Origin of the sequence: Bordetella genomosp. 1 (assembly GCF_002261335.1) — a bacterium.
Classification (GTDB): Bacteria; Pseudomonadota; Gammaproteobacteria; order Burkholderiales; family Burkholderiaceae_B; genus Bordetella.
In genome coordinates this window covers 568,460-594,711 of sequence record NZ_NEVL01000003.1, presented here as the reverse complement: position 1 = coordinate 594,711, position 26,252 = coordinate 568,460, and the positions used below count along the sequence as shown (strand labels likewise).

Genomic DNA, 26,252 nt, shown 5'->3' with positions numbered 1-26,252 from the left:
CACGCATCATGATCAAGCAAACCATCATGGCGCTGGCCTGCGCTGTCGTCAGCCTGCCCGCGTTCGCCGCCGATGGCGCCGATGCGGCGCTCATCAAGAAGGGCGAGTACCTGTCCCGTGCCGGCGACTGCGTGGCCTGCCACACGGTCAAGGGCGGCAAGCCCTATGCCGGCGGCCTGGGCCTGGATTCGCCGCTGGGCATGATCTATTCGACCAACATCACGCCCGACAAGGACACCGGCATCGGCAACTACACGCTCGAGGATTTCGATCGTGCCGTGCGCCATGGCGTGGCCAAGGACGGCCACACGCTCTATCCCGCCATGCCGTACACCTCGTACGCCAAGGTGTCGCCCGATGACGTGAAGGCGCTCTACGCGTACTTCATGCAGGGCGTGGCGCCGGTGCGCCAGGAAAACCGCGACACCGACATCGTGTGGCCGCTGTCGATGCGCTGGCCGCTCACGGTCTGGCGCTGGGTCTATGCGCCCGACGTCGCCGACGCGGTGCCGGCGTCCGCCTCGGCCGCCGACCAGGCGGTGATGCTGCGCGGCAAGTACCTGGTCGAAGGGCTGGGTCACTGCGGCGCCTGCCACACCCCGCGCGGCGTGGGCCTGCAGGAAAAGGCGCTCACCGATGCCGACGGCACGGCGTTCCTTTCGGGAGGCGTGATCGAAGGCTGGCTCGCGAAGAACCTGCGCGGCGACAGCGCCGACGGGCTGGGCAGCTGGTCGCAGGCCGACATCGTGGCGTTCCTGAAGAGCGGTCGCAACAGCCATTCGGCGGCGTTCGGCGGCATGGCGCAGGTCGTGGCCGACAGCACGCAGCATCTGAGCGACGAGGACCTCAACGCCATCGCGGCGTACCTGAAGAGCCTCAAGCCGGTCGACGAAAAGGCGAACGCCAAGCTCGCCTACGACGACAAGGCCGCCCAGGATCTGCGCGTGGGCCGCGACACCAGCAACGGCGCGCTGCAGTTCCTCAACAACTGCGCCGCCTGCCACCGCAGCACCGGCAAGGGCTACGCCGAGACGTTCCCGCAGCTGGCGCTGAGCTCGACCGTGAACTCCAGCGATCCGACCTCGCTGATCCACATCGTGCTCAAGGGCGGCCAGATGCCGGCCACCCAGGCCGCACCCACCGCGTATGGCATGCCGGGCTTCGACTGGCGCCTGAACGACGCGGAAGTGGCCGACGTGGTCACCTTCGTGCGAGGCAGCTGGGGCAACAAGGGCGCGGCCGTGACCGCCTCCGACGTGGCCAAGGTGCGCAAGGAAATCGGCGCGGACCCCGGTCCGAAGCGCTGAACGCGCGGCGCCGGCCGCGGCCGGCGCCTGCCGCGTATCGAACGCCCCGATGGCAGCATCGGGGCGTTTTTTCATGGGCGGCGCCGCTCAGCCGGCCGCCGCCGTCTCCTGGGCGGGCAGCGCGTGGCCGTAGCGCGCCGCCACGCTGAGCAGCGCGAGCAGCGAGGCCGTGACGATGTTGGCGTGGATGCCGGCGCCGAAGCGCGAGCCCGCCACGCCCGGACTGGCCGCCTCGATCACGGCCAGCGCCTGGGCGCCCGCGCCCGCGTCGAGACTGCGCTCCTCGAAGCTGTCGATGCGCAGCGGCAGGCCGAGCGCCGCCACCGCCGCGTCCACCGGGCCGTTGCCGCTGCCCGCCAGCGTGCACGCCGCGCCGGCGGGCGTCTCCAGATCGATCTGGATGTGTTGCCGGCCGTCGGCGGTTTCGCTCAGCCGGTGGCCGAGGTAGCGCAGCCCGCCGGCGGGCGCGAGATAGGTCTGGCGGAACAGTTGCCAGAGGGCGTCGCTGCTCAGCTCGGCTTCGCTGCTGTCGGCCTGCTTCTGCACGATGGCGCTGAACTCCACCTGCATGCGGCGCGGCATCACGATGCCGCGGTCGCGCTGCAGCAGGTAGGCGATGCCGCCTTTGCCCGACTGGCTGTTGACGCGCACGATGCTGTCGTAGGTGCGGCCCAGGTCCTTGGGATCGACCGGCAGATAGGGCACGCGCCAGGGCGCGCCGTCGCGCTGCGCCGCGAAGCCCTTGGCGATGGCGTCCTGGTGCGAGCCGGAGAAGGCGGTGAACACCAGGTCGCCCACATAAGGGTGGCGCGGGTGGATCGGCAGCGCGGTGCAGGCCTCGGCGATGCGCGCCACGGCGGCGATGTCGGAGAAGTCCAGGCCCGGGCCGATGCCCTGGGTATAGAGATTGAGCGCCAGCGTCACCACGTCGAGGTTGCCGCTGCGCTCGCCGTTGCCGAACAGGCAGCCCTCGACGCGCTGCGCGCCGGCCAGCAGGGCCTGTTCGGCGCAGGCCACGCCGGTGCCGCGATCATTGTGCGGGTGCACCGACAGCACGATGTGTTCGCGCCGGTCGAGCCGGCGGCTCATCCACTCGATCTGGTCGGCGAACACGTTGGGCGTGCTGACCTCGACGGTGGTCGGCAGGTTGACGATCATCGGCCGCGTCGGGCCCGCGTCCCAGGCCTCGATGGCGGCGTTGCAGACCGCGAGCGACACCTCCAGCTCGGCCATGCAGAAGGTCTCGGGCGAATACTGCAGCACCCATTCGGTTTCCGGATGGGCGTCGGTGAGCGAGACCAGCAGCGCGATGTGATGGCGCACCATGGCGATGATCTCGTCCACGCTCATGCCGAACACGATCTCGCGCCACGCCGGCGCGATGGCGTTGTAGAAGTGCACGATGACGCGGCGTGCGCCCTGCACGCTGCGCACGGTGTCGCGGATCAGGTCTTCGCGCAGTTGCGTCATCACCATGGGCGTGACGTCGGCCGGGATCAGGTCGCCGTCGATCAGGTGGCGCACGATGTCGAAGTCGGTCTGCGAGGCGGCCGGAAAGCCGACCTCGATCTCCTTGAAGCCGATGCGCACCAGCTCGTCGAACAGACGCAGCTTGCGCTCGCGGTTCATGGGCTCGAACAGCGCCTGGTTGCCGTCGCGCAGATCGGTGGAGAGCCAGATGGGGGCGCCGTGCAGCGTGCGCGAGGGCCATTGGCGGTCGGGCAGGGCGACGGGCGGTCGGGGCGGGTACTTGGTGTGGGGGTGTTGCAGCATGCGAACCTCGCGAGGGGGATGGGCCTGATTCCCCTGGCTTGGGGCAAGCGTGTGCGAGGTCGGGGTCCGCGGGGAATCAGGGCAGGTCCGGGCGCGCAGCCGCGCGCGACGGACCCCGACGTAGCGTCAGGGGTAGTCGCGATAGGGCGTGCGGGAAGCGGGCCATGATGGGTAGCGGGGTCAGTGCAATGCCGATGCGGACAGTCTAGGGGCCGGCCGCGCGGGCGTCTTCATGCAATCCGACAGTTTCTGTTCGAGAACGGACAATCGTTGTGGGCGTACGCGCGGACTGGCCTTGCGTGCCGAGAGGGCCGGGATTGCGATTTCCGCAATGCCCGCAAGATTGCGACATTCAGTGTTGTGTCAGTTTTGGCAAACAGGCAGAATGCGTCTTCGTGATGAAGTCTCGCAGTTTCTGTATGAAAATAGACATACCGCTCTCGCACCTCGCCGCCGAGGATTGCCGCGCGCTCGAACAATCGCTGCACGCCGCGCCCACGGGCGCCGTGACCGGCGTGGCGGTGGCCTACCCGCCCGGGCATCGCGTGCCCGCGCATCAACACGATTACAGCCAATTGCTATATGCGGCCGAAGGTCTGATGCACGTCGAGGCCTCGACCGGCCGATGGGTGGTGCCGCCCACCACGGCGGTCTGGATCGGCCCCAACGTGGCGCACGGCTTCACCGTGCAGCGCAGCGCCCGTGTCTACGGCATCTTCGTCGCGCCCGGGCTCGAGCCCGACCTGTCCATCAACAACGGTGTGATCCAGGTGTCGGCGCTGCTGCGCGCGCTGATCCTGCGCGTGGCGCAGGCCGGGCCGGGCATCGGCGCGTCGCGCCATGGCCAGCTCATGAGCGCCTTGCTGCTGGAGGAGCTCAGCACGCGCGACGCCTTGCCGTTCTTTCTGCCCTGGCCCAAGGATGCGCGTCTGGCCAAGGTCTGCGACGCGCTCAGCGCGGAGCCGGGCCAGTCCCTCGGGCTCGACGACTGGGCCGCGACGCTGGCCATGAGCGGCAAGACGTTGCACCGCCACTTCGTGCAGGACACCGGCATGACGTTCGGCCGCTGGCGCCAGCGCCTGCGGCTGTTGCGCGCGCTCGATGCGCTGCTCGAAGGCGAGCCCATCCTGCAGGTGGCCCTGCGGTGCGGCTACCAGAGCCACAGCGCGTTCACGCTGGCGTTTCGCCAGCATTTCGGCATGGCGCCCTCGGTGTTCGCGCGTCAGGGGCAGGCGGCGCTCGAGGCCGAGCCCGCCGCCTGAACCCGGCCGGGCGCGGCGTTCAGGCGCCGTCGCACGCCGTGGCGGGTGTGGCCGCGCCCGCCACCTGGCGGTCGCGCGGCCAGCCGCCCACGATCGCAATGAGCGCGGCGGCCAGCAGGGCCAGCAACACCGGTGCGAAGGCCGCCACGCCGAGGTAATCCAGCACCAGCCCGCCCACCAGGCCGCCGCCCGCGATCGCGGTGTTCCACGAGGTCACCAGCATCGATTGCGCCACGTCGGCATGCGCGCCGGCATGGATGGCGAGCGCTGTCTGCAACAGCGTCGCCACGCCGCCGAAGGCCAGCCCCCATGCGGCGACCGACACATATACCAGCGCGGCGTCGCGGCCGGCCAGGCCCAGCGCGAGCGTGGCCGCGGCAAACAGCAGGGTGCTCGCGAGCGTGAGCGCCCGCAGGTGACGGTCGATCCAGGTGCCGGCGATCCAGATGCTCACCAGCGAGGCCAGGCCGAACACCAGCAGCACGCGGTCGGTCTGCCCCGGCATGCCCGCCGCTTCCAGAAACGGGGCGATGTAGGTGTAGAGGATGTTGTGCGCGAGCACGTAGGCCAGCACCACGAACAGCACCGGCCGCACGCCCGGCATGCGCAGCACCTGGCCGAGCGAGGCGCGCGCGCCGCGCGACTGGCCCGGATAGTCGGGCACCTGCACGCGCACCCAGACGATCAGCAGCAGCGCGGCCACGCTCATGATGCCGAAGCAGGCGCGCCAGCCCATCAGGTTGCCGAGGAATGCGCCCGCTGGCACGCCCAGCGACAGCGCGAGCGGCGTGCCGACCATCGCCACCGCGATGGCGCGCCCGCGCAGGTGCGGCGCGACCATGCGTGCGGCGTAGCCCGCCAGCAGCGCCCACAGCAGGCCGGCCGACACGCCCGCCAGGAAGCGCGCCACCATCGTGAGCGCGTACCAGGGCGAGAAGGTGGTGACGGCGTTGGCGATGGCGAAGCCGGCCAGCGCGGCCAGCAGCAGGCCGCGGCGGCGCATGCCCTGGGTCCAGGCCGTCAGCGGAATCGCCGTGGCGAGCGAGCCGACCGCGTAGACGGTCACGGTCTGGCCCGCCATCGACGGCGACACGCCCAGGCCCTGGGCCATCTGCGGCAGCAGGCCGGCCGGCAGGGCCTCGGTGAGAATGGTGATGAAGGCGCCCATCGCGAGCGCGAGCAGGGCGCCCCAGGGCAGGCGGTCGGCGGCGGCGGGATTCATGACGCCACCTGCGGCGCAAGGGGATGAGCGGGGAAGGGGTTGAGCATGGTGCTGCCTCGTTCGGATGATCAGGCCGTCACGATAGACAGCGGCGCATTAAAGAAAAAGTGGGGTACAGTTCCTCGTTGTGCGGACAACTATGTCCGCAATGGGGATCGCAATGGACAGCCTGAACGGCTTCATGGTGTTCGTGCAGGTGGCCGAGACGCGCAGTTTCGTGGCGGCCGGACGCGCGTTGGGGGTCTCCGCGTCGGCCGTGGGCAAGAGCGTGGCGCGCCTCGAGGAAAAACTGGGCGTGCGTTTGTTCCACCGCAGCACGCGCAGCGTCAGCCTGACGGCCGAGGGCGCGCTTTTTCTCGAACGCAGCCGCCGCATCCTGGCCGAGATCGAGGCCGCCGAACTCGAGCTGTCGCAAAGCAGCGGCGCGCCGCGCGGGCGGCTGCGCGTGAGCCTGCCCATCGTGAGCTCGCTGGTGTTGCCGGTGCTGGGCGACTTCATGCGTGCCTATCCGGAGATCCAGCTCGATCTGGATTTCACCGACCGCATGGTGGACGTGATCGAGGAAGGCTTCGACGCCGTGGTGCGCTCGGGCCATCCGGTCGACTCGCGTCTGTCGGCGCGCCGGCTCGGCGAATACAAGTCGCTGCTCGTGGCCTCGCCGGCCTACCTGGCCGAATGCGGCACGCCGCGTTCGCCGGCCGATCTGGCGCAGCATCGCTGCCTGCAGTTCCGCTATCCCACGCGCGGCAAGCTCGAGGCGTGGCCGGTGATCGACGGCTCGGTCGAGGGCGAACTGCAGCTGCCGGCCACACTGATCGCCAACAACCTCGAAACGCGGGTCTGCTTCGCGCTGCGCGGGCTGGGCATCGCCTTCGTGCCGCGTTTCGCGGTGGAGAGCGCGCTGGCCGACGGGCGGCTGGTAGCCCTGCTCGAAGATCAGGTCAGCTGGACCGGCGTGTTCTACGTGCAGTGGCCGGCGAGCAAACATCCGTCGCCCAAGGTGCGCGCGCTGGTGGATTTCCTGTGCGCGCGGGTGTTTCCGGACGATCGGGGCGAGCGCGCGCCGCTGCGTGCGCTGTGATGCTGAGCGCGGCGGCGCTCAGCGCCGCGTGGCGCGCCAGCAGACCAGCGAGCCGGCCGTCACCATCACCACGCCTTGCCAGAAGCCCAGGGTGGGTTGCGTGCGCAACCACAGGCTCGCCAGCAGCACGGACAGCACCGGCGTGAAGTAAGAGCCGGCGGCCATGATGGCCAGGTTGCCGTGCTGCACGCCATGATTCCAGCAGCTGTAGCCGGCGGCGGTCAACAGCGCCAGCATGCCCACCTGCGCCAGCGCGCCCGCCGTGAACTGCAGCGCCGGCTCCGCGCTCAGGCCGTACTTGAGCCACAGCACGGTGGCCGCGCCCGCCAGGAACACCGGCACGCCGTTCTGGCCGCGGCCGTAGCGGCGCGTCAGCACCGAATAGCAGGCCCACAGGCCGGCCGCGATGAAGGCCAGCGTGTACGCCACCGGGTTGTCCTGCAGGTTGCTGACGAAGCGGGTGATCGAGGCCGAGCCGTCGCCGTTCAGCACCCAGACGATGCCGGCCAGCGACAGCAGCGCGCCCGGCCACATCCACCAGCGCGCGTGCGCCTGGCCGCACAGCACGGCCAGCACCAGCGTGAGGCAGGGCCAGAGATAGTTGATCATGCCCAGTTCGAGCGACTGGGCGCGGGTATGGGCATAGCCGATGGACAGCGCCAGGCACACTTCGTAGGCCACGAACAGGGCGCCGCCCACCACCAGATAGACCGGATGGAAGCCGCGCAGGCGGGGCCAGCCCCGCACCAGCGTCACCAGCACGGCGCTGGTGGTGAACAGCATCGCACCGCCGCCCGCCGCGCCGAGCGCCTCGGTCACGCTGCGCATCAGGCCCACCATGGCGCTCCAGCACAGCACGGCGCACAGGCCGATGAGGGTGGCGCGGCGGGTCGCGGCGTCGGAGGCGGTCGTCATGATGCGTTGCTTCACTGCGGGTACGGCATGGAAAGGGCGGGGCCGCCATCGTAACGCAGCCGGGCGGGCGCGCCCGGGCCGGCTGCGGCGCGCGGGCGTCAGCGCGGCTGCGGGCGGGCGACGTGTTCGCCGGCGCCACGCGCCAGCGCGAGGCTGTCGGCCAGGCCGAGCAGCGCCACCAGGCCGACCGCGACGAAGGCGAGCCGGAACGGGATGCCGGGCAGGTCCTGCAGATGCAGGAAGGGCGCGGCCCATTCGCCCACCCGGATCGACACCGCGCCGAGTGCGACGCCCATGCCGATCGCCAGCTGGAACACGGTGCTGAAGAGGGTGTTGGCCGCGCTCATGCCTTCCTGCGGCACGTCGGCAAAGGCCAGCGTGTTGAGCGCCGTGAACTGCATCGAGCGCGCCATGCCGCCCACGAACAGCAGGACGGCGGTGGCTGCCACCGGCGTGTCGGGGCCGATGAAGGCGCAGGCCATCAGCGCGAGCGCGTTGATCAGCCCGTTGACCAGCAGCGTGGGCCGAAAACCGAAGCGCCGCAGCACCCGCGTGGTGTAGACCTTCATCAGCAGGTTGCCGGCGAACACGGCGATCACCAGCAGGCCGGCATGGAAGGCGTCCATGCCATAGCCGACCTGGAACATCAGCGGCAGCAGGAACGGCACGGCGCCGACCGACATGCGGAACAGCGAGCCGCCCCAGCACGTGACGGCGAAGGTCGGGATGCGCAGCGCGGCCAGGCTCAGCATGGGATGCGGCGTGCGGTGCAGGTGGCGCACGCCCGACGCCAGCAGCAGGCTGCCCAGGACGGCCCAGACGCCGATGGCCGACCAGTCGAGTGTCGGCTTGCCGAAATGCTCGAGCGCCCACAGCACGCAGAACAGCCCGCTGCCGATCCAGAAGAAGCCGGCCCAGTCGAAGGGGCGCCGGGTGGCCGCGCGGTCGTTCGGGATCAGCACCCACGCGGCGGCCAGGGCGGCGAGGCCGATGGGCAGGTTGAGATAGAAGATCCAGCGCCACGAGGCATAGGTGGTGATGAAGCCGCCGATGGGCGGGCCCAGGACGGGCGCGACCAGGGCGGGCCAGGTCAGGATGGCGATCGCGCCCACCAGCTGGTGCTTGGGCGTGCTGCGCAGCACGACCAGGCGGCCGACGGGGACCATCATGGCGCCGCCGATGCCTTGCAGCACCCGCAGCGCGACGAACATGCCGAGGCTGTCGGCCATGCCGCAGGCCAGCGAGGCCAGCGTGAAGATCACGATGGCGCTGGCGAAGATGCGGCGCGGGCCGAAGCGGTCGGCGACCCAGCCGCTGATGGGGATGAAGATGCCGAGCGTGAGCAGGTAGGCACTGACGCCGGGATTGAGGTCGATCGGCAGCACGCCGAAATCGCGCGCCATCGCCGGCACGGCGGTGGTGATGATGGTGCCGTCGAGGTTCTCCATGAAGAACGCGGCGGCCACCAGCAGGGCCGTGTACAGGCGGCGGCGCGATTCGGCCGTGTCGGGAGGGCGAGCAGGGAGGGTGGTATCGGTTGCCATGGGCGAGGGGCCGCGTTGCGGTCATCAGGCCATGCGCACGACAGCGGGGAGCGGCGAGCCACGCGTGCACGCCAGCGCCCCGTCCGGCGTGCGGACAGCGGGCGCGTTGATTGACGTGAACGCTTACGGTGGCGGCCGGGTGGCCGACACGATGGGGGGATACTAGCAGTGCCGGGATGACGCCGAACTGAATGATGGCATCATGGCGACTGCCGCGGCGCGCGCCGTCTCTCGATTACGACACCCCATGACGACCCTGCACGAACGCTTTCTCGACCATCTCGCCGCGAGCGGCTGGACGGTGCGCCGCGCCGCGCCCGGCGAGCTCGCGGCGGCCGTGGACGCTGCGGCGGGCGCGCCCAGCCACGCGGCGTTTCTGTCGTTGTACACGCAACTGAACAGCGCCGACGACACCCGCTGGTTCCTGGCGGCCGCCGACTATACCGCCGCCTCGGACGACGCCTTCGGCCCCGACGCCTTCCGCCAGATCAGCATGGACGCCGCGATGAGCGAGGCCGACCGGCAGGCGGTGACCGCGTTCTGGGCCCGTCATCTGCCGATCTTCATGAGCGTGGGCGGCGATTACGCGTATCTCGCGCTGGACCGTGACACGGGCCGGATCGTGCACGGCGTGGAGCCGGCGTTCGAGGAGGTGAGCGTCGTGGCCGAGAGCCTCGACGCGCTGCTGGCCGCGATCCTGGCGGGCGGCGCGGCGGCCGCGCTGCTGGACTGACGGTCAGCCTGCCTCCAGAACGCACACGGCCACCACAGGGTGGCCGTGTGGAGTGATGCAGCGCGCCGGACGGGCCGGCGTCAGACTTCCTGCAACATCACATCCGCGGTGCGCAGCGACACGGCGGCGCCGGTCAGCGTCGGGTTCACGCAGCCCATGGCGGGCATCACGTTGGTGCCGACCATGAACAGGTTCGGATGGTCGTGCGAGCGGCCATCGCGATCCACCACCGAGGTGCGCGGATCGGCGCCCATGATGGTGGTGCCCATGATGTGCTGGCGATCCTGGTGGCCGGTGTCCATCTTGAGAATGTCGGCGTTGATCAGCTGCGCCATGCGCTGCAGGTCCTTCACCGCGAAGTCGCGGCCGGCGTTCCAGTAGTCGTTCACGCTGTAGTAGATCTCGGGCAGGGGCAGGCCCAGCGCGTCGGTCTTGGTCTTGCTCGGCGTGACGCGGTTCTGGGGCAGCGGCTCAGTCTCGAAGTCCACGGCGAAGTTGAGCGAGCGCGCCGAGATGCGGCGGATTTCCGCATCCAGCCTGGAGCCGAACACGCCTTTCTTCATTAGGTCGGTGGCGATCGACGAGGTCGGCACGGTATTGCGCAGCTTGGTCTTGTAGCTCGGGATGTCCTTGCGGAACGCGCCGTCGCGGTAGTTCATGTAGACCAGCAATTCGGTCGGGCCCTGGCCCGGCCACAGGTCTTCGCTGGCCATCACGTTCATGGCGATGCCGGTGTGGCCCATGAGGTTGCGGCCGACCTGGTCGGAGCTGTTGGCGATGCCGTTCGGATACTTCTCCGAGGTCGACATCAGCAACAGCTTGGGGCTCTCGATGCCATAGGCGGCCAGCACGAAATAGCGCGCCGTCAGGCGGTGCTCGGAGCCATCGGGCTTCTTGTAGTGCGCGGCGACGATCTTGCCCTGGTCGTTGGCCTCGATGCGATAGACCACCGAGTTGTCGAGCACGCGCGCGCCATGACGCTCGGCGTCGTCGACGTGGCGGGTGCCATCATACTTGGCGCCGCTGGGACAGACCGGGTTGCAGTTGTTGTTGCCCGAGCACAGCGGACGCTCCTTGTACTCCCGCGTGGCGCGGCCGTTCGGTTCGTAGATCGGGTTGTAGCCGCCCACCGACAGCTGCGCGGCCAGCCGGCGCATGAAGTACGGCACGGCGAGGCCCGGCATCGGGAAGGGCTCGGAGCGCGGCGGAAACTGGTGCGGCAGCCCCTGGCCGCTTTCGTCCTGGCCATCCATGCCCGAGACGCCGAGCTCGGCCTCGGCCTGGCAATAGTAGGGCTCGAGCTCGTCGTAGGTCATCGGCCAGTCGCGGCCGCGGCCGTACAGGCTCTGGGTCTTGAAGTCGTTCGGGATCATGCGCCACAGCGCCGAGCCGAAGTGCCAGGTGGTGCCGCCGACCACGCGCAGGTACTTGGTGGGGTATTTCACCGGACCGACCTGCTGCAGGTAATCGCCGTAGGTCGACGGAATGTGCGGCGGATTCGGGAAGGGCGAGCCCGCGCCCTGCAGCTTGATGTTGGTGAGCGAAAGCTTGACCGGTGCGTTGCGGAAGCGCTCGACGATTTCCGGGCGCGTGACGCGCGGCCCGGCCTCCACAATCGTGACCGACTTGCCGGCACGTGCGAGGCGCGAGGCCACCAGCGCGCCCATCACGCCCGAACCGATGATCAGTACGTCGCTATCGTATTCCATTATTTCTCAACCTTGATGTTGCTGTCCGCGGGCTTGGGGCCCCAGGTGTTGAAGCCGCGGCCGTAGGTCGGCACGACCAGCACGTCGCGCGTGGCGTCGTACATCAGCGCCTCTTCGTAGGCGAACAATTCGGCCTCGGCGTCGTCGCCGACCACGCCGAGATACAGGGCGCGCACGATTTCCTTGGCGTCCTGGTCCAGCTTGGGATCGACGTCGGTCAGCGCCAGGTAGTCGTCCATGTGCTTGAGCTGCTTCTGCTCGACCAGCGCGTTCACGCCGGCGGCGATCCTGTCGATGTCGGGCATGCGCTTGGTCAGCGCGTCGTGGCAGCGGGCGGCCATCGCGGCGCTCACTTCCTTGCCGGTGAGAAACACCGAGGCACGCTGGAACGCCTGCAACGCGGGCGAGAGCGCGGCGGGTGCGGCTGCGCTCTCCTGGGCGGCGGCGAGCGCGCGGCGGATCGGCAGGGGCGCGAGCGCGGCGCCCAGCACCGTCCAGGCCACGGCGCCCTTGACCAGGGTGCGGCGCGCCGGGTTCTCGAGCGGCCGCGCGGGGAACGGGGAAACGGGATTCGTCGATTTCATGATCAGGCCTTCTTCCGGGCGCGTCGGCGCGCCACCAGGTACACAATCGCGATCAGCAGCAGCACCGCCACGGCGCCTCCCACTGGCAGGGCGTAGCGCGTCACGCGGATGAGCGCCGGTTCGGGGCCGCCGCTGCGCGCGAGCGCCACGTCCTGCGGCGTCACGCGTTGGCCGACCTGGCCGTAATGCGCCAGCACGTAGTTGCTCACGTCGGCGATCTGCTGGTCCGACAGGCGTTCGGTGTAGGACGCCTGCGGGCCGAAGCCGGGCATCGAGATGTCTTCGTGGGCGTCGATCTTGCGATGCACGCCGTACAGCACGGTGGCGATCAGGTTCGACGCGTCGGGCGCCCCGGTGACGGTGTTGTGATACAGCGAGGGGTACGACTCGGTGCCTTCGCCGCGCGCGCCATGGCAGGCGGCGCAGGTGGCCGAGTAGACGCGCCAGCCGGGATCCAGGTCGCGCACCAGATTGCCGCGCTGGCGGGCCTCGGTGTCATCGGGTCCGCCAAAGGCGTAGCGCGGCTTGGCTTCACCGCTTGCAACGGGGCGGGTCTGCTTGAGATACGCCACGATGGCGTGCAGGTCCGGATCGGACAGGTGCTGCAGGCTGTGCTCGATGGCTTCGGCCATCGGGCCGGCGGCCTGTGCCTTGCCCTTGACGTGGCCGGTGCGCAGATACGCGACCAGCTCGGCGTCGCTCCAGCCGCCGATGCCGGCGACCGGATCGGAGGTGATGTTGGGCGCAAACCAGGCGCCGAGCTGGCCGCCCGACAGGGCCCGGCCGGCATCCTCGGCGAGCAGGAAGTCGCGCGGCGTGTGGCAGGCGGCGCAGTGCGCCAGCGTGTTCACCAGATAGTCGCCGCGGTTGATCTGCTCCGACTTGGACGGGTCGGCCTGGAACGGGCCCGACGACAAGTTGACCGCGTTCCACACGATCATCGACTGGCGGATGCTGAACGGGAAGGGCAGCTCGGTCTTGGGCGTGGGCGCGTCCACCGGCTTCACTTCCTTCATGAAGTAGTGATAGAGCGCCTCGACATCCTGGTCGGTCATGGAGGCGTACGCGGTGTACGGCATGGCCGGATACAGGCGATGGCCGTCGCGGGCCACGCCCTCGCGCACGGCACGCGAGAAGTCCTGCAGCGAGTAGGCGCCGATGCCGAACTCGCGCGAGGGGGTGATGTTGGTCGACCAGATCTTGCCCATCGGCGAGTCGATGCCGTAGCCGCCCGCGTAGGGCTTGCCGCCCGGCACGGTGTGGCACGCGACGCAGTCGGATGCGATGGAGAGATACTCGCCCGTGGTGGGGTTGCGGGAGGCGGGGGTGGCGGATTCGGCGGCAGGCGTGGCGGACCAGGCCTGCTGCGCACCCGCGAGCGCGAGCAGCAGACAGGACGTCTTGAACAATCGCCGGAGCATTGTGGGCATGACAGGGATCGAGCGGAAAGGAATGGGCGGAGTTGGCGCGCGCCCATGAGCGACGCGCCAGGCAATGGGAATGAAGCGTATGGGGGCGTGCCGATCCGGGAAATCGGCAGATGGTGTCGGTCCCTAATACTTTCGTTCATGTTGCCCGTCGAAACTGACACCCAGGTAAAAAAATGCCTGTTTTCCAGGGCTGGAATTCACCTTTCCATCATTTAATTGCGCGCGCAACGATTGCGTGAAAGGTGGTGGAAAGCTTGTGCACCAACATGGTTTGAAACTGTTCAGATAGCGGGAAAAATTGGCCGCGCTCACATAGCGGGACGCGTGCGGCGCGACGCGTGTGTCGGGACTTCTCGCGGCGGGTGTGGAGGCCGCATGTCGGTGCGTCGGCGCCGCTTGCGCCAGCGCGCTTCGTGACGGAAGGAGCGCCGACGCGGGTGCGGGCCGGCCCGGCGCGTCCTGGGGCGGCGCCGGCGCGGACCGCCGCGCGTGCCCGCCGGCTTGTCCGGGCCTGCGTTGCCGCGCCGGTCGTTGCGCGGGCAACCGCGCTATAGTGGGCGCGGGCCGCGCCCGCCGCGCAGCTGCGCCGCACGATCCGTCGCACGCCTGCGGCCGCGCCGCCGCCATCCCGCTCATGCCAGTCCCGCTTTCGACAGAGGAGTGTTTTTCGCGATGACCCGCCATCCCGCCCCGCGCACGCGCATCTCCCTATGGTGGCTGGCCGTGCCGGCGCTGGTGGCCGCCGCGGTCGGTGCGCACCTGCTCTATCACTCCGAAGACGGGCCGGGGCTCGACGACGACAAGATCCGGAACATCCTGGAGACCGAGCTGGCGCGCGCCGCCAACGTGCCCGCGCGGGCCTGCCTGCCGTTGCTCGGGGTGCCGCCGCTGCCGGCCAGCGCCTCGACCGAGGTGCTCGCGGCCCAGAAGCCGGTGGTCGACGCGCTGGTGAAGAACAAGCTGATCACGCTGTCGCCCAAGGGCGAGGGCCGCGCGCCCGGATTGCAACCGGGCTACGAGATCGATGGGCAGCTCACGCAGGTGGCGCTCACGGCGGAGGGCAAGCGCGTGTACCAGGCCTCGCCGCACACCAGCGCCAACACGCTGGACACCGCGCTGTTCTGCCCGCCGGGCCTGGTCGTGGGGGAGATCCTGCATTCCACCGATCCGCTGAAGAATCCGAATGGCGGCAACGACAACCTGATCGCCCTGGTGAAGTTCCAATGGAAGCTGCCGCAGCCCGCGCAGGGCTGGGCGGCGGATCCCGCGCTCGCAAAGTCGGTGCTGGCCTGGCGCACGGCGCCCGAATCCGAGGACGGGTGGCACAGCGCCTACATCACGCTCGAGCGGCGCGGCTCGACCTGGGGCCTGGGCGACCGGCCGTACGTGGTGCGCTGGTAGACGCGGCGGCGCGGCCGGGCCTAAGCCGAATTGCGCGGCAGACCAGGCTGCCCACCGGCCGCGCCTATAGCAGCCCGGCCGTCAGTGCCTTGAGCGTGGCGGCCGCCCGCGTGGTGCAGTCCAGCTTGCGAAAGATGCTCTCCACATGCGTGCGCACGGTGCTCGGGCTGATGTCCAGCGTGCGTGCGGCCTCCTTGTTGCTGGCGCCGAGGCTGATCTGGCGCAGCACGTCGAGCTCGCGCTGCGACAACAGGCCGGACTCGCGGCGGGCGGCGGGCAGGCCGCCATCCAGCACGGTGAGCGCGGCATCGACCACGGTGGCATCGTGCCGCCCCGCGCGCGCTTCTTCATGCAGCAGCGCCGAGGCCTGTGCCGGCGTCAGCGCCTCGCGCCAGGGTCGCGGCTCCAGCATCGCCTGCAGGGCGACACAGGTGGCCAGCACCCGCTGCGGCGGGCCCAGGCCGGCGCCGCCGATGCCGCGGAAGTAGCCGTCGCCGTCCAGCCGTTCGTAGGCATACGAGGCAAGTTCGGCCGCATCCGCCAGGCCCTGGATCTGGCGCGCCGCGCGCGCGGTCCAGTACGGCATCAGCCGCACCTTCTCCCATTGGTCGGGGCTCAGGCGGCCCGGCGTGTCCCAGACATGATTGGGCGTGGCCGCCCGGCCGATGCCGTGCACCAGCGCCGCGGCCTGCAGGCGTGCCTGCGTGGCCTCGTCCATGCCCAGTTGCCGGGCGCAGCGCTGAGCCAGCGCCGCGGTGCGGCGCGAGTAGCCGGCGAGCCAGGGCAGCTTGAGTTCGGCCACATCTGCCAGCAGGCTCAGATCGGCGTCGCAGGCCCCGGCGCTGTGGAGGTTCCAGGCCGCGCAGTCCGGTGGCGATGCGTCGAGGGCGTCCAGCCACGCGGGGCCCTGCGTGATCGCGTGCGCCACGATCGCCGCCGGATACTTGGCGTCGGCCTGGCTCTGCAAGAACCGCAGCGCGCGCTCGCGGCCATGTGCGCGGCTCAGGATTTCCAGATCGCTGGCGGCGTTGACGTAGTGCGCCACCGGGGTGATCGCCGAGCCGGCCAGGCCCTGGGGCGAGCCGCTGCCGTCGTGGCGTTCGAACGCCTGGCGCAGCCCGGTCACCACCGTCTCGGGCATGCCGAGCGTGACCGCCACGTCGCCCGAGATTTCGCAGTGGATCACGGCGAGCGGCACGATCAGCGATTGGGTGCGCGCATCCAGGGGCGGGAGCGTCTGCGCCATCATGGCCTCGCGCGCGGCGATATCGTCGCCGAGCAGTTCGGCAAAGCCGCTGGCGTTGGCCGTGCAGCCCGACCAGCGCAGCAGCGCGACGGCGCGCGCGTGGTTCTGCATGGCGTCGTCGGCGCCGGCGGCTCGGGCGAGCCAGCCGGCCAGGCAGGCGGCGCGGCGGGAGTGGTCGGTGGCGCGGCCCATGCTGAGGTCGCCGACGAAGGCGAGCGCCAGGATGGCGTCGGTCAGGGCTATCGGACTGGCTGCGATCATGGCGAAAGCGTAGAGGCGGGCGGCGGGCGGGGGGATCGGTCGATCATCCGATACCGGCCGGAACCGGGGTTGGCCACACTGGCATCCAGCAAGCGAAACGTCGCTTGAAACCCATGATCCCAGGAGATTTCTGATGAAACGCCATCTTATCGCAGCCGCCTTCCTCGCCGCCGGCCTGACCCAAAGCCTGTCGGTCCAGGCCGCCAGCCCCGTTGCCGATGCAACGCGCCCGTCCGTCGTGATCGTGCACGGCGCCTTTGCCGACGGCTCGGATTGGGCCAAGGTCATCGCGCTGCTGCAGGACAAGGGCGTGCAGGTGCAGGCCGTGCAGAACCCGCTCGAATCGCTGGCGGGCGACGTGGCCGCCGCCGAACGCACGATCGACAGCCAGCCCGGCAAGGTCGTGCTGGTGGGCCATTCGTGGGGCGGCAGCGTGATCACGCAGGCCGGCAACCATGCCAAGGTCGCGAGCCTGGTCTATGTGGCCGCGTTCGCGCCCGACGCCGGCCAGTCGGTCGCCACGGTCACGCAGAACCAACCCAAGGCGCCCGGCAACGACAGCATCGTGCCCGACAGCCATGGCTGGCTCAGCCTCACGCCGGCCGGCCTGGCGCGCGACTTCGCGCAGGACGTGCCCGCGGCCCAGGCCCGCGTGATGGCGGCCACCCAGGGCCCGATCAAGGCGAGCGCGTTCGGCGAGCCGGTGTCGGTCGCGGCATGGAAGACCAAGCCCTCGTGGTTCGTCGTGAGCCAGCAGGACCGCATGATCCTGCCGGCCCTGCAACGCACGATGGCGCAGCGGATCGGCGCACGCATCACCGAGCTGCCCGCCAGCCACGTGCCGCAGCAGTCGCGTCCGCAGGACGTGGCGCGCGTGATCCTGGACGCGGTCGCGAGCGTGAAGTAAGCGGGGAGGGCGGGGCGCGCCCGGCTGCGGCGTCGTCGGCCCGACCGCTGCATTGCCGCGGCGTGCTCGCTGCGCGCTCGCTGCGGGCGCTCGTGCGCCGAGGCGGCGCGCGGGCATCAGCCGGGCGGCGTTGGCGCGCGGGTGAGGGGCGCGTCGTCCGCATCCTCCAGCAGCCGCGCCGCACGCGAGGCGCCGACCGCCCCCGCGCGGTGGTAGCTGGCCACGCTGGTGACACTGGCGTGGCCGGTCATGGCCATGACCTCGGCCATCGGCACGCCGGCGCGGCCCGCTTCGGTCACGTAGCCGGAGCGCAGGCTGTGTGCGGCGTAGTCGCCCTCCAGTCCGGCCTGCGCGCAGCGCGCCTGGACGATGCGGCGCACTGCCTCGGCCGACAGCGGCCCACCCACGTGGCCCCCCTTCAGGACGCGGCGAAACAGGGCGCCTTCGCGCAGGCCCGCCGCGGTCAGCCACGCATCCAGTGCCTGCGCGGCCCGGCCCACGATCGGCTTGACCATGTCGGCGCGCACCGCGCCGCTTTGGTTGGTCTTGCTGTGCGTCAGCATGTATTGCCAGCCTTCGGTCGTGCGCACCGTGTTGGCAAAGGTGGCGCGCACCACCTCCGAGCGGCGTCGCCCGCCGCTGGCCCAGGCGAACAACAGCAGCGCGCGGTCGCGCAGGCCGATCAACGACCCATCGCAGGTGGCCAGGATCCGCTCCAGCGGTTCGCGCGTGAGTGCCGCCTTGCGCGCCGGCTGCACGCCGCGACGCGCATAGGCGTTGCGCGCCCGCGCCATCAGGATCTGGACGGCGCGGTCGCGGCACGGATTGGGCAGCGCACGCGCTTCGTGGGCCTCCGACAGCACCGCGAGCCGATGCCGCACCGTTGCGAGGCTCAGTGGCCCGGCGCGTCGCTTCACGCGCTGCGCCACCAGGGCGGCATCGATTTCTGCCGGCAGCTCATGTGTCAGGCCGTCGACCCCGGCGTGCTCGAGATGATCGGCCACGAACCGCAGCACCGCCTCGCCGCTGACCGGCAGCCGCATGGGCGCGCCCACGCGCAGCGCGTGCCAGGCAGACCAATACTGGATCGCGGCGCGATAGGCGTTGGCCGTGTTTTCGGAGGCGCCTTCGCGCAGTAGCGCGCGCACGCCGGGCGAGGCGTCGGCCAGCAGGGCGTAGGCCTGCCGTTCGGCCGGTGCGGGCTGCGCAGCGGTGGGCGCCGGGGCGGCGGGGAGGGGAGGCCCCGGGGTCGCCGTGGGGCCGGCCGAGGGTTCGATCCCGCCTTCGAGGCGCTGGGGTGCGCCCGGCGCGTTTTCGCCACGGTTTTTCGGCGTTTCGGATGGCTTTTCGTCAGACGGCTGCGCCATATTGTCTAAGATCATACATAATACGTATTAAATAATACGTAGTAGCCAAATAAGGTCGGATAACCTTCGATTATCCGCGCTTATTTCGGCTTGGCAATCGAATCAGGGGCGTCGCCGATTGCGCGCGCCCGGCAAACGGCACATTGGGAGGCCGAGATGGCGCAGGGCGTACAGGAGCAGGATGTGTGGCAGGCGGCCGACGCGCTGCTGATGGAGGGCGATCAGCCCACCATCGAGCGGGTTCGGCTCAAGCTCGGCCGGGGGTCGCCCAATACGGTCGGCCCGATGCTGAAGTCGTGGTTCCGCAACCTGGGCGCGCGTCTGGCGGGGCAGCACACGCCCGGCGCCGCCGTGCCCGAGCCCGTCGCCAAGGCCGTGACGCAGGTCTGGCAGATGGCGCTCGAGGCCGCGCAAGACGAATGGGCACACACCGTGGCCGACGAGCGTCTGGCGCTGGTGCAGGCCCGCTCTGCCCTGGATGAGCGCGAACACGAGCTGCTGCAGGAGCGCCTGCTGCTGCAAGCCCGCGCCCAGGAGCTGGAGGCGCGGGCCCGCGACGCGCTGGCGCTGACCCAGGCAGCCGACGCGCGGCTCGGGGAGGCCCAGTCGCAGCTGCGCGACGCGTTGGCGCAGGCGCGCATCGAGCGCGCCGAGCTGGTGCAAGGCCAGCAGGCGCTGGAGGCAGACCGCAAGGCCCTGGCCGACCAGTTGCGCGAGCAGACACAGTCCCATGCCCAGGCATTGGCCGCGGAGCAGGAGCGTCACGCGTCGCACGAGCGGCGCTGGCTGGGTGATCTGGATGCCCAGCGCCAGGCGTTGCGCCGTTCGCAGGAAGAGGCCGAAGCCGCGCGCCAGGAGCAGCAGCAGTTGCGCCGGGCGCTGGCGCAGGCGGAGGAGCGGCTTGCCGCCGCTGAGAAGGCGATCGTGGAGGCGCAGAACGCCGGCCGCGCCATGTTGCGCGAGCAACAACTGCAATGGCAGGGCGAGCGCAACGGTCTGCAGGCGGAGCTGGTCGGCGCCCGCGGCCTGGCCGAACAGGCCGCGCGGCAGGCGCGAGCCGACGTGGAGAGCGCCGCCGCGCTGCAGGCGATGACCCAGGCGCGGCTCGACGATCTCACGGCCCAGTGCGCCCGGATGGAGGCGCAGCTCGCGTCGCGCGACCGCCAGATCGAGCAGTTGCTGGCCGGCCGAACGCCTGTCAAACCTAAGAAATCAGGTCAGAGATCTGAGGTTTGATTACGGCGGTATGTCGTTGATCTGGATAGGAATTCTGTGAACTTTTGCATGAATTCCCCTCCGTATCGTCTACCGGGTCCGCCCGCGGCCGCTACGTCTTGCGCTTGCGCCGCTCCAGCGTGCTGACCAGCACGGCGAGCACGATCAGCGTGCCGCCCGTCAGCCCCCAGAGGCCCAGCCGCTCGCCGGCCGCCGCACCGACCAGCGCGGCCCAGACCGGCTCCATCGCATAGATCAAGGTCGCGCGGGTCGCGTTCACGTAGCGCTGCGCCCAGTTCATGCAGAACTGGATCAGCGCGGAGGCCGCGGCGAGGCCGAGCACGCTGGCGATCAGTCCGGGCGTGAATTCGGGCTGGCGCTCGCCCAGCGCCACAGCCGTGGCCAGGGCCATCACGCCCACCGCGAGCAGCTGCATGAAGGCCACGCGACGCGGATCGCAATGCTGGCTGAAGTGGGCGATCAGCAGGATCTCCGCCGAAATCGCCAGCGCGCCCAGCACCGTATAGAACTCCCCAGGCGCCAGGGTGAAAACGAGTTGCTGTCGATGGTCTGCAATCCGACGGTCTGCAGCGAATAACCGAAATACAGGCCCAGACCGATGAGGATGCCGGCGCGCACCTCGTGCCCCGTCATGCCGCGCAGCCGGCTGCGCAACACCGCGCCCAGGATCGCCGCGGCGATCAGAAAGCGCGCGCCGACCAGCGTGTAGGGGCCGATCCACTGCAGGGCCTTGCTGATCACCAGGAACGTACCGCCCCAGATCACGGTGATGCCGGTCAGGACCAGTTGCGGCCACAACGTGCCGGGGTCGCGCGGGGTGGCTGAGGAGGAGGGGGAAGTGGCGGGCTGCAAGAGTTGCTGCTTGGAAGACACCGGCGAGCGGCGAAGGCGGCATTCTCGCAGCAACGGAGCGGGAGTGCACCACGGCAGGGCGTGAATATCGACGGCGTCTGGCCCGTTGGTGGCTTGAATTTGTTAAAGCGATTTGTTTAATGTGAATTATCGAAAGGTCGTTTAATTGATTGAAATAAATAAAGAAAAGTGATTTTTCTGTGGTTGATGATGCGCTGAATGGGAACTGAACAACCGGGGCCGGGTCACTCATCAGGTAGCGTGTCAGTCTGTTCCGACATTCGGTGTCTGTCTTGCTCCCTCTGCGCAGTGAGCTGGCTGGCCCGGCGTGTTCTTGTGCCCACCCTCTATGGAGTCCCCCGATGAAGCCTTCCCTGTCTGTGCGCGCCCTGTTCGGCGCCCTGTCCGGCGCGTTGTTGCTGGGCGTCGCCCCCGTGCACGCGGCGCCGGTGACTTACGACATCGATCCCTCGCACACGTACCCGAGCTTCGAGGCCGACCACATGGGCGGCTTGTCGACCTGGCGCGGCAAGTTCAACCGGAGCAGCGGCGTGATCGTGCTCGACCGCGCGGCCCGCACCGGCACCATCGACGTGACGGTGGACATCAAATCCGTGGACTTCGGCCACGACGAGATGAACCAGCACGCCATCGCACCCGACATCTTCGACGCCGCGAAATACCCCAACGCCACCTTCAAGGGCACGTTCACCAAGTTCGACGGCGACAAGCCGGAAGAGGCGACCGGCGACCTCACCCTGCGCGGCGTCACCCGCAAGGTCAAGCTCGAGATCGACGACTTCAAGTGCATGGAACACTTCATGGAAAAACGCGAAGTCTGCGGCGCGGACGTCTCCACCGAGTTCAAGCGCAGCGATTTCGGCCTCGATTTCGGCCTGGACATGGGCTTCAAACCCGAAGTCGAACTCAAGATCCAGGTAGAAGCCCTCCGCCGCCCCTGACACCCCGCCGCCCCAAACAAAGGTGTCAGACTGCATTTTTAAAAAGGTGTCAGACTGCAATTTCCACGCCGAAAAATGCAGTCTGACACCGGTAAGACGGTAGCCCGGTCCAAAATCAAAGGTGTCAGACTGCATTTTTTCGACTGCCACCGCCCACGAAAGACCATGTCGAGGGGGAAGGGTGGCGTGCCAAACAAAGGTGTCAGACTGCATTTTTGATATCCGCCACCTGCGGGATCGTCGCCTGGCAGACCCGCCGCGCGGCTCACCCAACAAAGGTGTCAGACTGCAATTTCTTCGCCGGGAAAATGCAGTCTGACACCAGTAGGACTACCGCCAATCCGTGGCTCGACAGCGAGAAGCCGCCCGCCGGGCCTTCTCACACCGGTCGGAACGCGCTCCTCGGAAATTGCAGTCTGACACCGATAGGACGATCGTCCAGGCTGGGTGCGAACGCTGGGAGTTGTGGGGTGACGCCAGCGAGAAATTGCAGTCTGACACCAGTAAGACTGTTTCCCGTAGAGCCCCTGACGCGGACCGGCGCGTGTGCAAACGGCTCGTTGGTGCGTCACGCCGGACGCCCGTTTCCGTATGAACGTGCTCTCGCGCAGGCGAGAACCGCGCAGCTCGCAAGCAAACTCGGTCCGGCGAACGGCAAGCGCGACACCTGCTCCCCCCCGATCGAACCCGCCAACCGCAGGCCGCCCACCGGCCCGCAGCGCGATCCGATCGCGCGGGTGCCGATATAATCCCGGATTCGGCGCCTTCGTGCGGATCCGCGCCGCGGCCATGGGCCGGCGGCCCAATGCCGTCGCGGCCGGCCGCGCGGCATCCCCGACTTGACGGCCAGAGTGGCCTTCGCCCGGCGCCCCGGTTTCTCTCCTCTTGCGTGCTCGCGCACTGAAAACATGAAAAAACTGACTGCACTTCTGATGGTGTCCGCCTCCGCGCTGCTCGTGGCTTGCGGCCAGGGCGACAACGCGCCCGCCCCGCAGGCGGCCGCCGCCAAGAAGATCGTGGTGGGCCTGGACGACAACTTCCCGCCCATGGGTTTCCGTGACGAGAAGAACCAGCTCGTCGGCTTCGACATCGACATGGCGCGCGAAGCTGGCAAGCGTATGGGCCTGGACATGGAATTCAAGCCGATCGACTGGAACGCCAAGGAAGCCGAGCTCAACGGCAAGCGCGTCGACATGCTCTGGAACGGCCTGACCATCACCGAAGAGCGCAAGAAGAACATCGGCTTCACCGCGCCCTACATGGAAAACCACCAGATCATCCTGGTCGCCGCCGCCTCGCCCATCAAGACCAAGGCCGACCTGGCCGGCCGCGTGGTCGGCGCCCAGGATGGCAGCTCCGCCGTCGACGCCATCAAGAAAGACGCCCCGGTGGCCGCCAGCCTGAAGGAACTCAAGCTGTTCGGCGACAACGTGACCGCGCTGATGGACCTCTCGGCCGGCCGCCTGGAAGCCGTGGTGGTCGATGAAGTCGTGGGCCGATACCTGGCCGCCAAGCGCGCCGGCGAGTACCGCGTGCTGGACGAAAACTTCGGCACCGAAGACTACGGCGTGGGCCTGCGCAAGGACGACGGCGAGCTGCTCAAGAAGCTCGACGAGACCCTCGCCGCCATGAAGAAGGACGGCACCTCGGCCAAGATCGCCACCCAGTGGTTCGGCGCCGACATCATCAAATAAAGACGACGCCCACGCTGCCCGCCGCCCGCGCGCGGGGGCAGGGCGCCGGAACGCGCGTTCCGGCGCCGGGCGGACCGACACATGGATTACGTACTCTCCCTCCTGGGGCCGATGGCGCAGGGCGCGAAGCTCACGCTCTCGCTCTTCTTCATCACCCTGGCGCTGGCCGTGCCGCTGGGCCTCGGGCTGGCGCTGATCCGCATCTCGCGCTGGAAGCTGGCGAGCCAGCTGGTCAACGGCTACATCTGGCTCATGCGCGGCACGCCGCTGATGCTGCAGATGCTGTTCATCTATTTCGCGCTGCCGTTCGTGCCGGTGATCGGCATCCGCCTGCCGGACTTCCCGGCCGCCATCGTGGCGTTCGCGCTCAACTATGCGGCGTACTTTGCCGAGATCTTCCGCGCCGGCATCCTGTCCGTGGACCGCGGCCAGTACGAGGGCAGCAAGGTGCTGGGCATGACCTACCTGCAGACCCTGCGGCGCGTGGTGCTGCCGCAGATGGTGCAGCGGGTCCTGCCGCCCATGAGCAACGAGACCATCACGCTGGTGAAGGACACCTCGCTCATTTACGTGCTGGCCCTCAACGACATCCTGCGCACCGCACGCGGTATGGTGCAGCGGGATTTCTCGACCACGCCGTTCCTGGTCGCCGCCGCCTTCTATCTGATCATGACCCTCGTGCTGACCTGGTTCTTCCAGCACATGGAAAAACGCTATGCCAAATACGATCAATGAGCCCGCGGGCAACGACGCGCGCACCGTGATGATCGAGGCGCGCGACATCGTCAAGTCGTTTGGCGACAACCGCGTGCTCGACCAGGTGTCGCTCACGCTCGGCCGGGGCGAGGTCGTGGCCGTGATCGGGCCGTCGGGGTCGGGCAAGAGCACCTTCCTGCGCTGCCTGAATCACCTCGAGACCATCGACGGCGGCAGCATCCACATCGAGGGCGAGGCGCTGGCCGAAGCCGTGCCGGGCGGGCAGAGCCGCTACGTGGCCGATGCCGACGTGCGCCGGCTGTGCCGCCGCATGGGCATGGTGTTCCAGTCGTTCAACCTGTTCCCGCACATGACCGTGCTGCAGAACGTGATCGAGGCGCCCATCACGGTCAAGGGCATGAAGCGCGACGCCATCATTCCGCAGGCCGAGGAGCTGCTGCGCAAGGTGGGCCTGCTCAACAAGCGCGACAACTATCCCAACCGACTTTCGGGCGGCCAGAAGCAGCGCGTGGCGATCGCCCGCGCGCTGGCCATGGAGCCCGACATCATGCTGTTCGACGAGCCGACCTCGGCGCTGGACCCGGAGCTCACGGTCGAGGTGCTGCGTACCATGCGCCAGCTGGCCGACGAACACATGACGATGCTGGTGGTGACCCACGAGATGGGCTTTGCCCGCGAGGTGGCGCACCGGGTCATCTTCATGGACCAGGGCAGGATCGTGGAAGAGGCGCCCGCCGCCACCTTCTTCAGCGCGCCCCAGCAGGCCCGCACGCGCGCCTTCCTGGGCCAGATGCTCTGACGGCCGCCGGCCCCCGGTGCCGGCAATGGTTCGTTGCGCTAACAACCGCCCGGCATAAGCATGTGCCGGGCGTTTGCATTTCCATAGGCGAAATCCGTCGTTCGCAGCGGTCGCGTGCCCTGCGAGGATGCGGCCGTTCCCGGCGCGGCCAGACGCGGGCCTGAGCGGCGCCAACCGGGGCATGCCGTGCCCGCGCCTATTGGAGTGCTCCCATGAAAGTGTTTTCCGCCCGCTCGCTGGCCGCGCTGGTGCTGGCCGGCCTCGGCGTGGCCCAGGTTGCGCCTGCCCAGGCAGAGGGCCGGGTCCGCGTGGCCCAGCAGTTCGGTATCGCCTACCTGATCCTGGACGTGGTGAAGGACCAGAAACTGATCGAGAAGCACGGCAAGGCCGCGGGCGTCGACATCACGGTGGAGTGGAACCAGATCTCCGGCGCCACGGCCATGAACGAGGCGCTGCTGTCGGGCTCGCTCGACTTCGTGTCCGCGGGGGTGCCGCCCGCCCTGGTGCTGTGGGACCGCACGCGCGGCAAGCAGGACGTGAAGCTGGTGGCCGCGCTGGGCGCCTTGCCGAACTACCTCATCACCAACAACCCCGCCGTCAAGTCGATCGACGATCTCTCCGCCAAGGATCGCATCGCCGTGCCGGCCGCCGGGGTGGGATTCCAGTCGCGCACGCTCCAGATCGAAGCGGCCAGGCGCTACGGCAAGGCGGATTTCAAGCACTTCGACGCCTTCACCGTGAGCCTGCCGCACCCGGACGCGACGGCGGCCCTGATCTCGGGCGGCCTGGAGGTGAACACGCATTTCTCCAGCGCACCGTTCTACTACCAGGCGCTGGAGCGCAATCCCGCCATCCGCAAGCTGATCAGTTCGTACGACATCCTCGGCGGCCCGGCCACCTTCAACGTGCTCTACACCACGCGCAAGTTCCACGACGACAATCCGAAGACCTACAAGGCCTTCTACGATGCCCTGGCCGAAGCCGAGCAGTGGATCGCCGGCCACAAGGCCGAGGCGGCCCAGGTGTTCATCCGCCAGCAGAACTCCAAACTGCCGGTCGAACTGGTGCAGCGGATCATCAACGATCCCGAGAACACCTTCACGATCAATCCGCAACAGACGCAGGTCTACGCCGAGAAGCTGCACGATATCGGCGTGCTGAATCACCGTGCGCAGGGCTGGAAGGACTTCTTCTTCGAGGAGGCGTATGCGCGTCCCGGCAGTTGAGGCCTGAGCGGGCGCGGCGCGGCC

23 protein-coding genes are annotated in these 26,252 nt (G+C 69.0%); 12 read left to right on the top strand and 11 right to left on the bottom strand.

The features are described from left to right. Window positions 1–8 precede the first annotated feature (8 nt). Window positions 9–1,307 (top strand): c-type cytochrome, encoded by a 1,299-nt coding sequence (locus CEG14_RS11185; protein WP_094826434.1) that lies wholly within the window; start codon window positions 9–11, stop codon window positions 1,305–1,307. Window positions 1,308–1,394: 87 nt separating this feature from the next. Here the strand turns inward: CEG14_RS11185 and CEG14_RS11180 are convergent, their stop codons facing one another. Then, entirely contained in the window at window positions 1,395–3,080 is a 1,686-nt protein-coding gene (locus CEG14_RS11180; protein WP_094826433.1) for a 2-isopropylmalate synthase, read from the bottom strand. 419 nt (window positions 3,081–3,499) lie between these two features. On the opposite strand from CEG14_RS11180, the gene CEG14_RS11175 reads away from it, so the two are divergent. Then, complete coding sequence (locus CEG14_RS11175) at window positions 3,500–4,342, top strand: AraC family transcriptional regulator (RefSeq protein WP_094826432.1); 843 nt, start codon at window positions 3,500–3,502, stop codon at window positions 4,340–4,342. Between the two features lie 19 nt (window positions 4,343–4,361). Here CEG14_RS11175 and CEG14_RS11170 read toward each other — a convergent pair whose 3' ends face one another. Further along, the gene (locus CEG14_RS11170; RefSeq protein WP_094826431.1) at window positions 4,362–5,564 is read right to left on the bottom strand and encodes an MFS transporter; all 1,203 of its coding nucleotides are present in this window, start codon (window positions 5,562–5,564) and stop codon (window positions 4,362–4,364) included. A gap of 160 nt (window positions 5,565–5,724) precedes the next feature. Here CEG14_RS11170 and CEG14_RS11165 point away from each other — a divergent pair, with 160 nt between their 5' ends. Then, a complete protein-coding gene (locus CEG14_RS11165) occupies window positions 5,725–6,645 on the top strand; it encodes a LysR family transcriptional regulator (RefSeq protein WP_094826430.1) in 921 nt (306 codons plus the stop codon). A gap of 18 nt (window positions 6,646–6,663) precedes the next feature. On the opposite strand, the gene yddG is transcribed toward CEG14_RS11165, so the two are convergent. Together yddG and CEG14_RS11155 are read right to left on the bottom strand one after the other, a co-directional pair. Next, entirely contained in the window at window positions 6,664–7,560 is an 897-nt protein-coding gene (gene yddG, locus CEG14_RS11160; RefSeq protein ID WP_094827499.1) for an aromatic amino acid DMT transporter YddG, read from the bottom strand. Window positions 7,561–7,658: 98 nt separating this feature from the next. After that, window positions 7,659–9,104, bottom strand: a complete 1,446-nt coding sequence (locus CEG14_RS11155) for an MFS transporter (protein ID WP_094826429.1) — start codon at window positions 9,102–9,104, stop codon at window positions 7,659–7,661. A 247-nt stretch (window positions 9,105–9,351) separates the two neighbouring features. On the opposite strand from CEG14_RS11155, the gene CEG14_RS11150 reads away from it, so the two are divergent. Continuing rightward, complete coding sequence (locus tag CEG14_RS11150; protein ID WP_094826428.1) at window positions 9,352–9,837, top strand: hypothetical protein; 486 nt, start codon at window positions 9,352–9,354, stop codon at window positions 9,835–9,837. A gap of 80 nt (window positions 9,838–9,917) precedes the next feature. Here the strand turns inward: CEG14_RS11150 and CEG14_RS11145 are convergent, their stop codons facing one another. From CEG14_RS11145 to CEG14_RS11135, 3 genes are read right to left on the bottom strand one after another with little or no spacing between them, the layout of a single operon-like run. Next, a complete protein-coding gene (locus CEG14_RS11145) occupies window positions 9,918–11,546 on the bottom strand; it encodes a GMC family oxidoreductase (protein ID WP_094826427.1) in 1,629 nt (542 codons plus the stop codon). Then, the gene (locus CEG14_RS11140; protein ID WP_094826426.1) at window positions 11,546–12,130 is read right to left on the bottom strand and encodes a sugar dehydrogenase complex small subunit; all 585 of its coding nucleotides are present in this window, start codon (window positions 12,128–12,130) and stop codon (window positions 11,546–11,548) included. The genes CEG14_RS11145 and CEG14_RS11140 overlap by 1 nt, the downstream gene beginning before the upstream one ends. A 2-nt stretch (window positions 12,131–12,132) precedes the next feature. Further along, on the bottom strand, window positions 12,133–13,560 hold the full coding sequence (locus CEG14_RS11135) for a cytochrome c (RefSeq protein ID WP_256985643.1): 1,428 nt from the start codon (window positions 13,558–13,560) through the stop codon (window positions 12,133–12,135). A gap of 672 nt (window positions 13,561–14,232) precedes the next feature. On the opposite strand from CEG14_RS11135, the gene CEG14_RS11130 reads away from it, so the two are divergent. Then, the gene (locus tag CEG14_RS11130) at window positions 14,233–14,961 is read left to right on the top strand and encodes a hypothetical protein (protein WP_094826424.1); all 729 of its coding nucleotides are present in this window, start codon (window positions 14,233–14,235) and stop codon (window positions 14,959–14,961) included. Window positions 14,962–15,025: 64 nt separating this feature from the next. Here the strand turns inward: CEG14_RS11130 and CEG14_RS11125 are convergent, their stop codons facing one another. Then, window positions 15,026–16,468: an HD domain-containing phosphohydrolase gene (locus tag CEG14_RS11125; protein WP_094826423.1), complete on the bottom strand. Its 1,443-nt coding sequence runs from the start codon at window positions 16,466–16,468 to the stop codon at window positions 15,026–15,028. Window positions 16,469–16,601: 133 nt separating this feature from the next. Between CEG14_RS11125 and CEG14_RS11120 the strand changes: the two genes are divergently transcribed. Beyond that, on the top strand, window positions 16,602–17,375 hold the full coding sequence (locus tag CEG14_RS11120; protein WP_094826422.1) for an alpha/beta fold hydrolase: 774 nt from the start codon (window positions 16,602–16,604) through the stop codon (window positions 17,373–17,375). Between the two features lie 116 nt (window positions 17,376–17,491). On the opposite strand, the gene CEG14_RS11115 is transcribed toward CEG14_RS11120, so the two are convergent. Then, window positions 17,492–18,742: a site-specific integrase gene (locus tag CEG14_RS11115; protein ID WP_094826421.1), complete on the bottom strand. Its 1,251-nt coding sequence runs from the start codon at window positions 18,740–18,742 to the stop codon at window positions 17,492–17,494. A gap of 156 nt (window positions 18,743–18,898) precedes the next feature. Here CEG14_RS11115 and CEG14_RS11110 point away from each other — a divergent pair, with 156 nt between their 5' ends. Continuing rightward, entirely contained in the window at window positions 18,899–19,978 is a 1,080-nt protein-coding gene (locus CEG14_RS11110) for a DNA-binding protein (RefSeq protein WP_094826420.1), read from the top strand. Between the two features lie 91 nt (window positions 19,979–20,069). Here CEG14_RS11110 and CEG14_RS26615 read toward each other — a convergent pair whose 3' ends face one another. Beyond that, entirely contained in the window at window positions 20,070–20,477 is a 408-nt protein-coding gene (locus CEG14_RS26615) for a DMT family transporter (RefSeq protein ID WP_256985642.1), read from the bottom strand. Further along, the gene (locus CEG14_RS26610; RefSeq protein WP_256985641.1) at window positions 20,438–20,830 is read right to left on the bottom strand and encodes an EamA family transporter; all 393 of its coding nucleotides are present in this window, start codon (window positions 20,828–20,830) and stop codon (window positions 20,438–20,440) included. The genes CEG14_RS26615 and CEG14_RS26610 overlap by 40 nt, the downstream gene beginning before the upstream one ends. A gap of 374 nt (window positions 20,831–21,204) precedes the next feature. Here CEG14_RS26610 and CEG14_RS11100 point away from each other — a divergent pair, with 374 nt between their 5' ends. From CEG14_RS11100 to CEG14_RS11080, 5 genes are all read left to right on the top strand, one after another. After that, on the top strand, window positions 21,205–21,792 hold the full coding sequence (locus tag CEG14_RS11100) for a YceI family protein (RefSeq protein WP_373454202.1): 588 nt from the start codon (window positions 21,205–21,207) through the stop codon (window positions 21,790–21,792). Window positions 21,793–22,700: 908 nt separating this feature from the next. Next, the gene (locus tag CEG14_RS11095; protein WP_094826418.1) at window positions 22,701–23,486 is read left to right on the top strand and encodes an amino acid ABC transporter substrate-binding protein; all 786 of its coding nucleotides are present in this window, start codon (window positions 22,701–22,703) and stop codon (window positions 23,484–23,486) included. An 81-nt stretch (window positions 23,487–23,567) separates the two neighbouring features. After that, window positions 23,568–24,221: an amino acid ABC transporter permease gene (locus tag CEG14_RS11090; RefSeq protein WP_094826417.1), complete on the top strand. Its 654-nt coding sequence runs from the start codon at window positions 23,568–23,570 to the stop codon at window positions 24,219–24,221. A gap of 28 nt (window positions 24,222–24,249) precedes the next feature. Beyond that, window positions 24,250–25,002: an amino acid ABC transporter ATP-binding protein gene (locus CEG14_RS11085; RefSeq protein WP_094827498.1), complete on the top strand. Its 753-nt coding sequence runs from the start codon at window positions 24,250–24,252 to the stop codon at window positions 25,000–25,002. Between the two features lie 212 nt (window positions 25,003–25,214). Further along, window positions 25,215–26,228 (top strand): ABC transporter substrate-binding protein, encoded by a 1,014-nt coding sequence (locus CEG14_RS11080; protein WP_094826416.1) that lies wholly within the window; start codon window positions 25,215–25,217, stop codon window positions 26,226–26,228. The last annotated feature ends 24 nt before the right edge of the window (window positions 26,229–26,252 follow it).

Coding starts and splice junctions, on each gene's coding strand:
- CEG14_RS11185 (WP_094826434.1), top strand. CDS start 9: ATGATCAAGCAAACCATCATGGCGCTGGCCTGCGCTGTCGTCAGCCTG.
- CEG14_RS11180 (WP_094826433.1), bottom strand. CDS start 3,080: ATGCTGCAACACCCCCACACCAAGTACCCGCCCCGACCGCCCGTCGCC.
- CEG14_RS11175 (WP_094826432.1), top strand. CDS start 3,500: ATGAAAATAGACATACCGCTCTCGCACCTCGCCGCCGAGGATTGCCGC.
- CEG14_RS11170 (WP_094826431.1), bottom strand. CDS start 5,564: ATGAATCCCGCCGCCGCCGACCGCCTGCCCTGGGGCGCCCTGCTCGCG.
- CEG14_RS11165 (WP_094826430.1), top strand. CDS start 5,725: ATGGACAGCCTGAACGGCTTCATGGTGTTCGTGCAGGTGGCCGAGACG.
- yddG (WP_094827499.1), bottom strand. CDS start 7,560: ATGACGACCGCCTCCGACGCCGCGACCCGCCGCGCCACCCTCATCGGC.
- CEG14_RS11155 (WP_094826429.1), bottom strand. CDS start 9,104: ATGGCAACCGATACCACCCTCCCTGCTCGCCCTCCCGACACGGCCGAA.
- CEG14_RS11150 (WP_094826428.1), top strand. CDS start 9,352: ATGACGACCCTGCACGAACGCTTTCTCGACCATCTCGCCGCGAGCGGC.
- CEG14_RS11145 (WP_094826427.1), bottom strand. CDS start 11,546: ATGGAATACGATAGCGACGTACTGATCATCGGTTCGGGCGTGATGGGC.
- CEG14_RS11140 (WP_094826426.1), bottom strand. CDS start 12,130: ATGAAATCGACGAATCCCGTTTCCCCGTTCCCCGCGCGGCCGCTCGAG.
- CEG14_RS11135 (WP_256985643.1), bottom strand. CDS start 13,560: ATGCCCACAATGCTCCGGCGATTGTTCAAGACGTCCTGTCTGCTGCTC.
- CEG14_RS11130 (WP_094826424.1), top strand. CDS start 14,233: ATGACCCGCCATCCCGCCCCGCGCACGCGCATCTCCCTATGGTGGCTG.
- CEG14_RS11125 (WP_094826423.1), bottom strand. CDS start 16,468: ATGATCGCAGCCAGTCCGATAGCCCTGACCGACGCCATCCTGGCGCTC.
- CEG14_RS11120 (WP_094826422.1), top strand. CDS start 16,602: ATGAAACGCCATCTTATCGCAGCCGCCTTCCTCGCCGCCGGCCTGACC.
- CEG14_RS11115 (WP_094826421.1), bottom strand. CDS start 18,742: ATGGCGCAGCCGTCTGACGAAAAGCCATCCGAAACGCCGAAAAACCGT.
- CEG14_RS11110 (WP_094826420.1), top strand. CDS start 18,899: ATGGCGCAGGGCGTACAGGAGCAGGATGTGTGGCAGGCGGCCGACGCG.
- CEG14_RS11095 (WP_094826418.1), top strand. CDS start 22,701: ATGAAAAAACTGACTGCACTTCTGATGGTGTCCGCCTCCGCGCTGCTC.
- CEG14_RS11090 (WP_094826417.1), top strand. CDS start 23,568: ATGGATTACGTACTCTCCCTCCTGGGGCCGATGGCGCAGGGCGCGAAG.
- CEG14_RS11085 (WP_094827498.1), top strand. CDS start 24,250: ATGATCGAGGCGCGCGACATCGTCAAGTCGTTTGGCGACAACCGCGTG.
- CEG14_RS11080 (WP_094826416.1), top strand. CDS start 25,215: ATGAAAGTGTTTTCCGCCCGCTCGCTGGCCGCGCTGGTGCTGGCCGGC.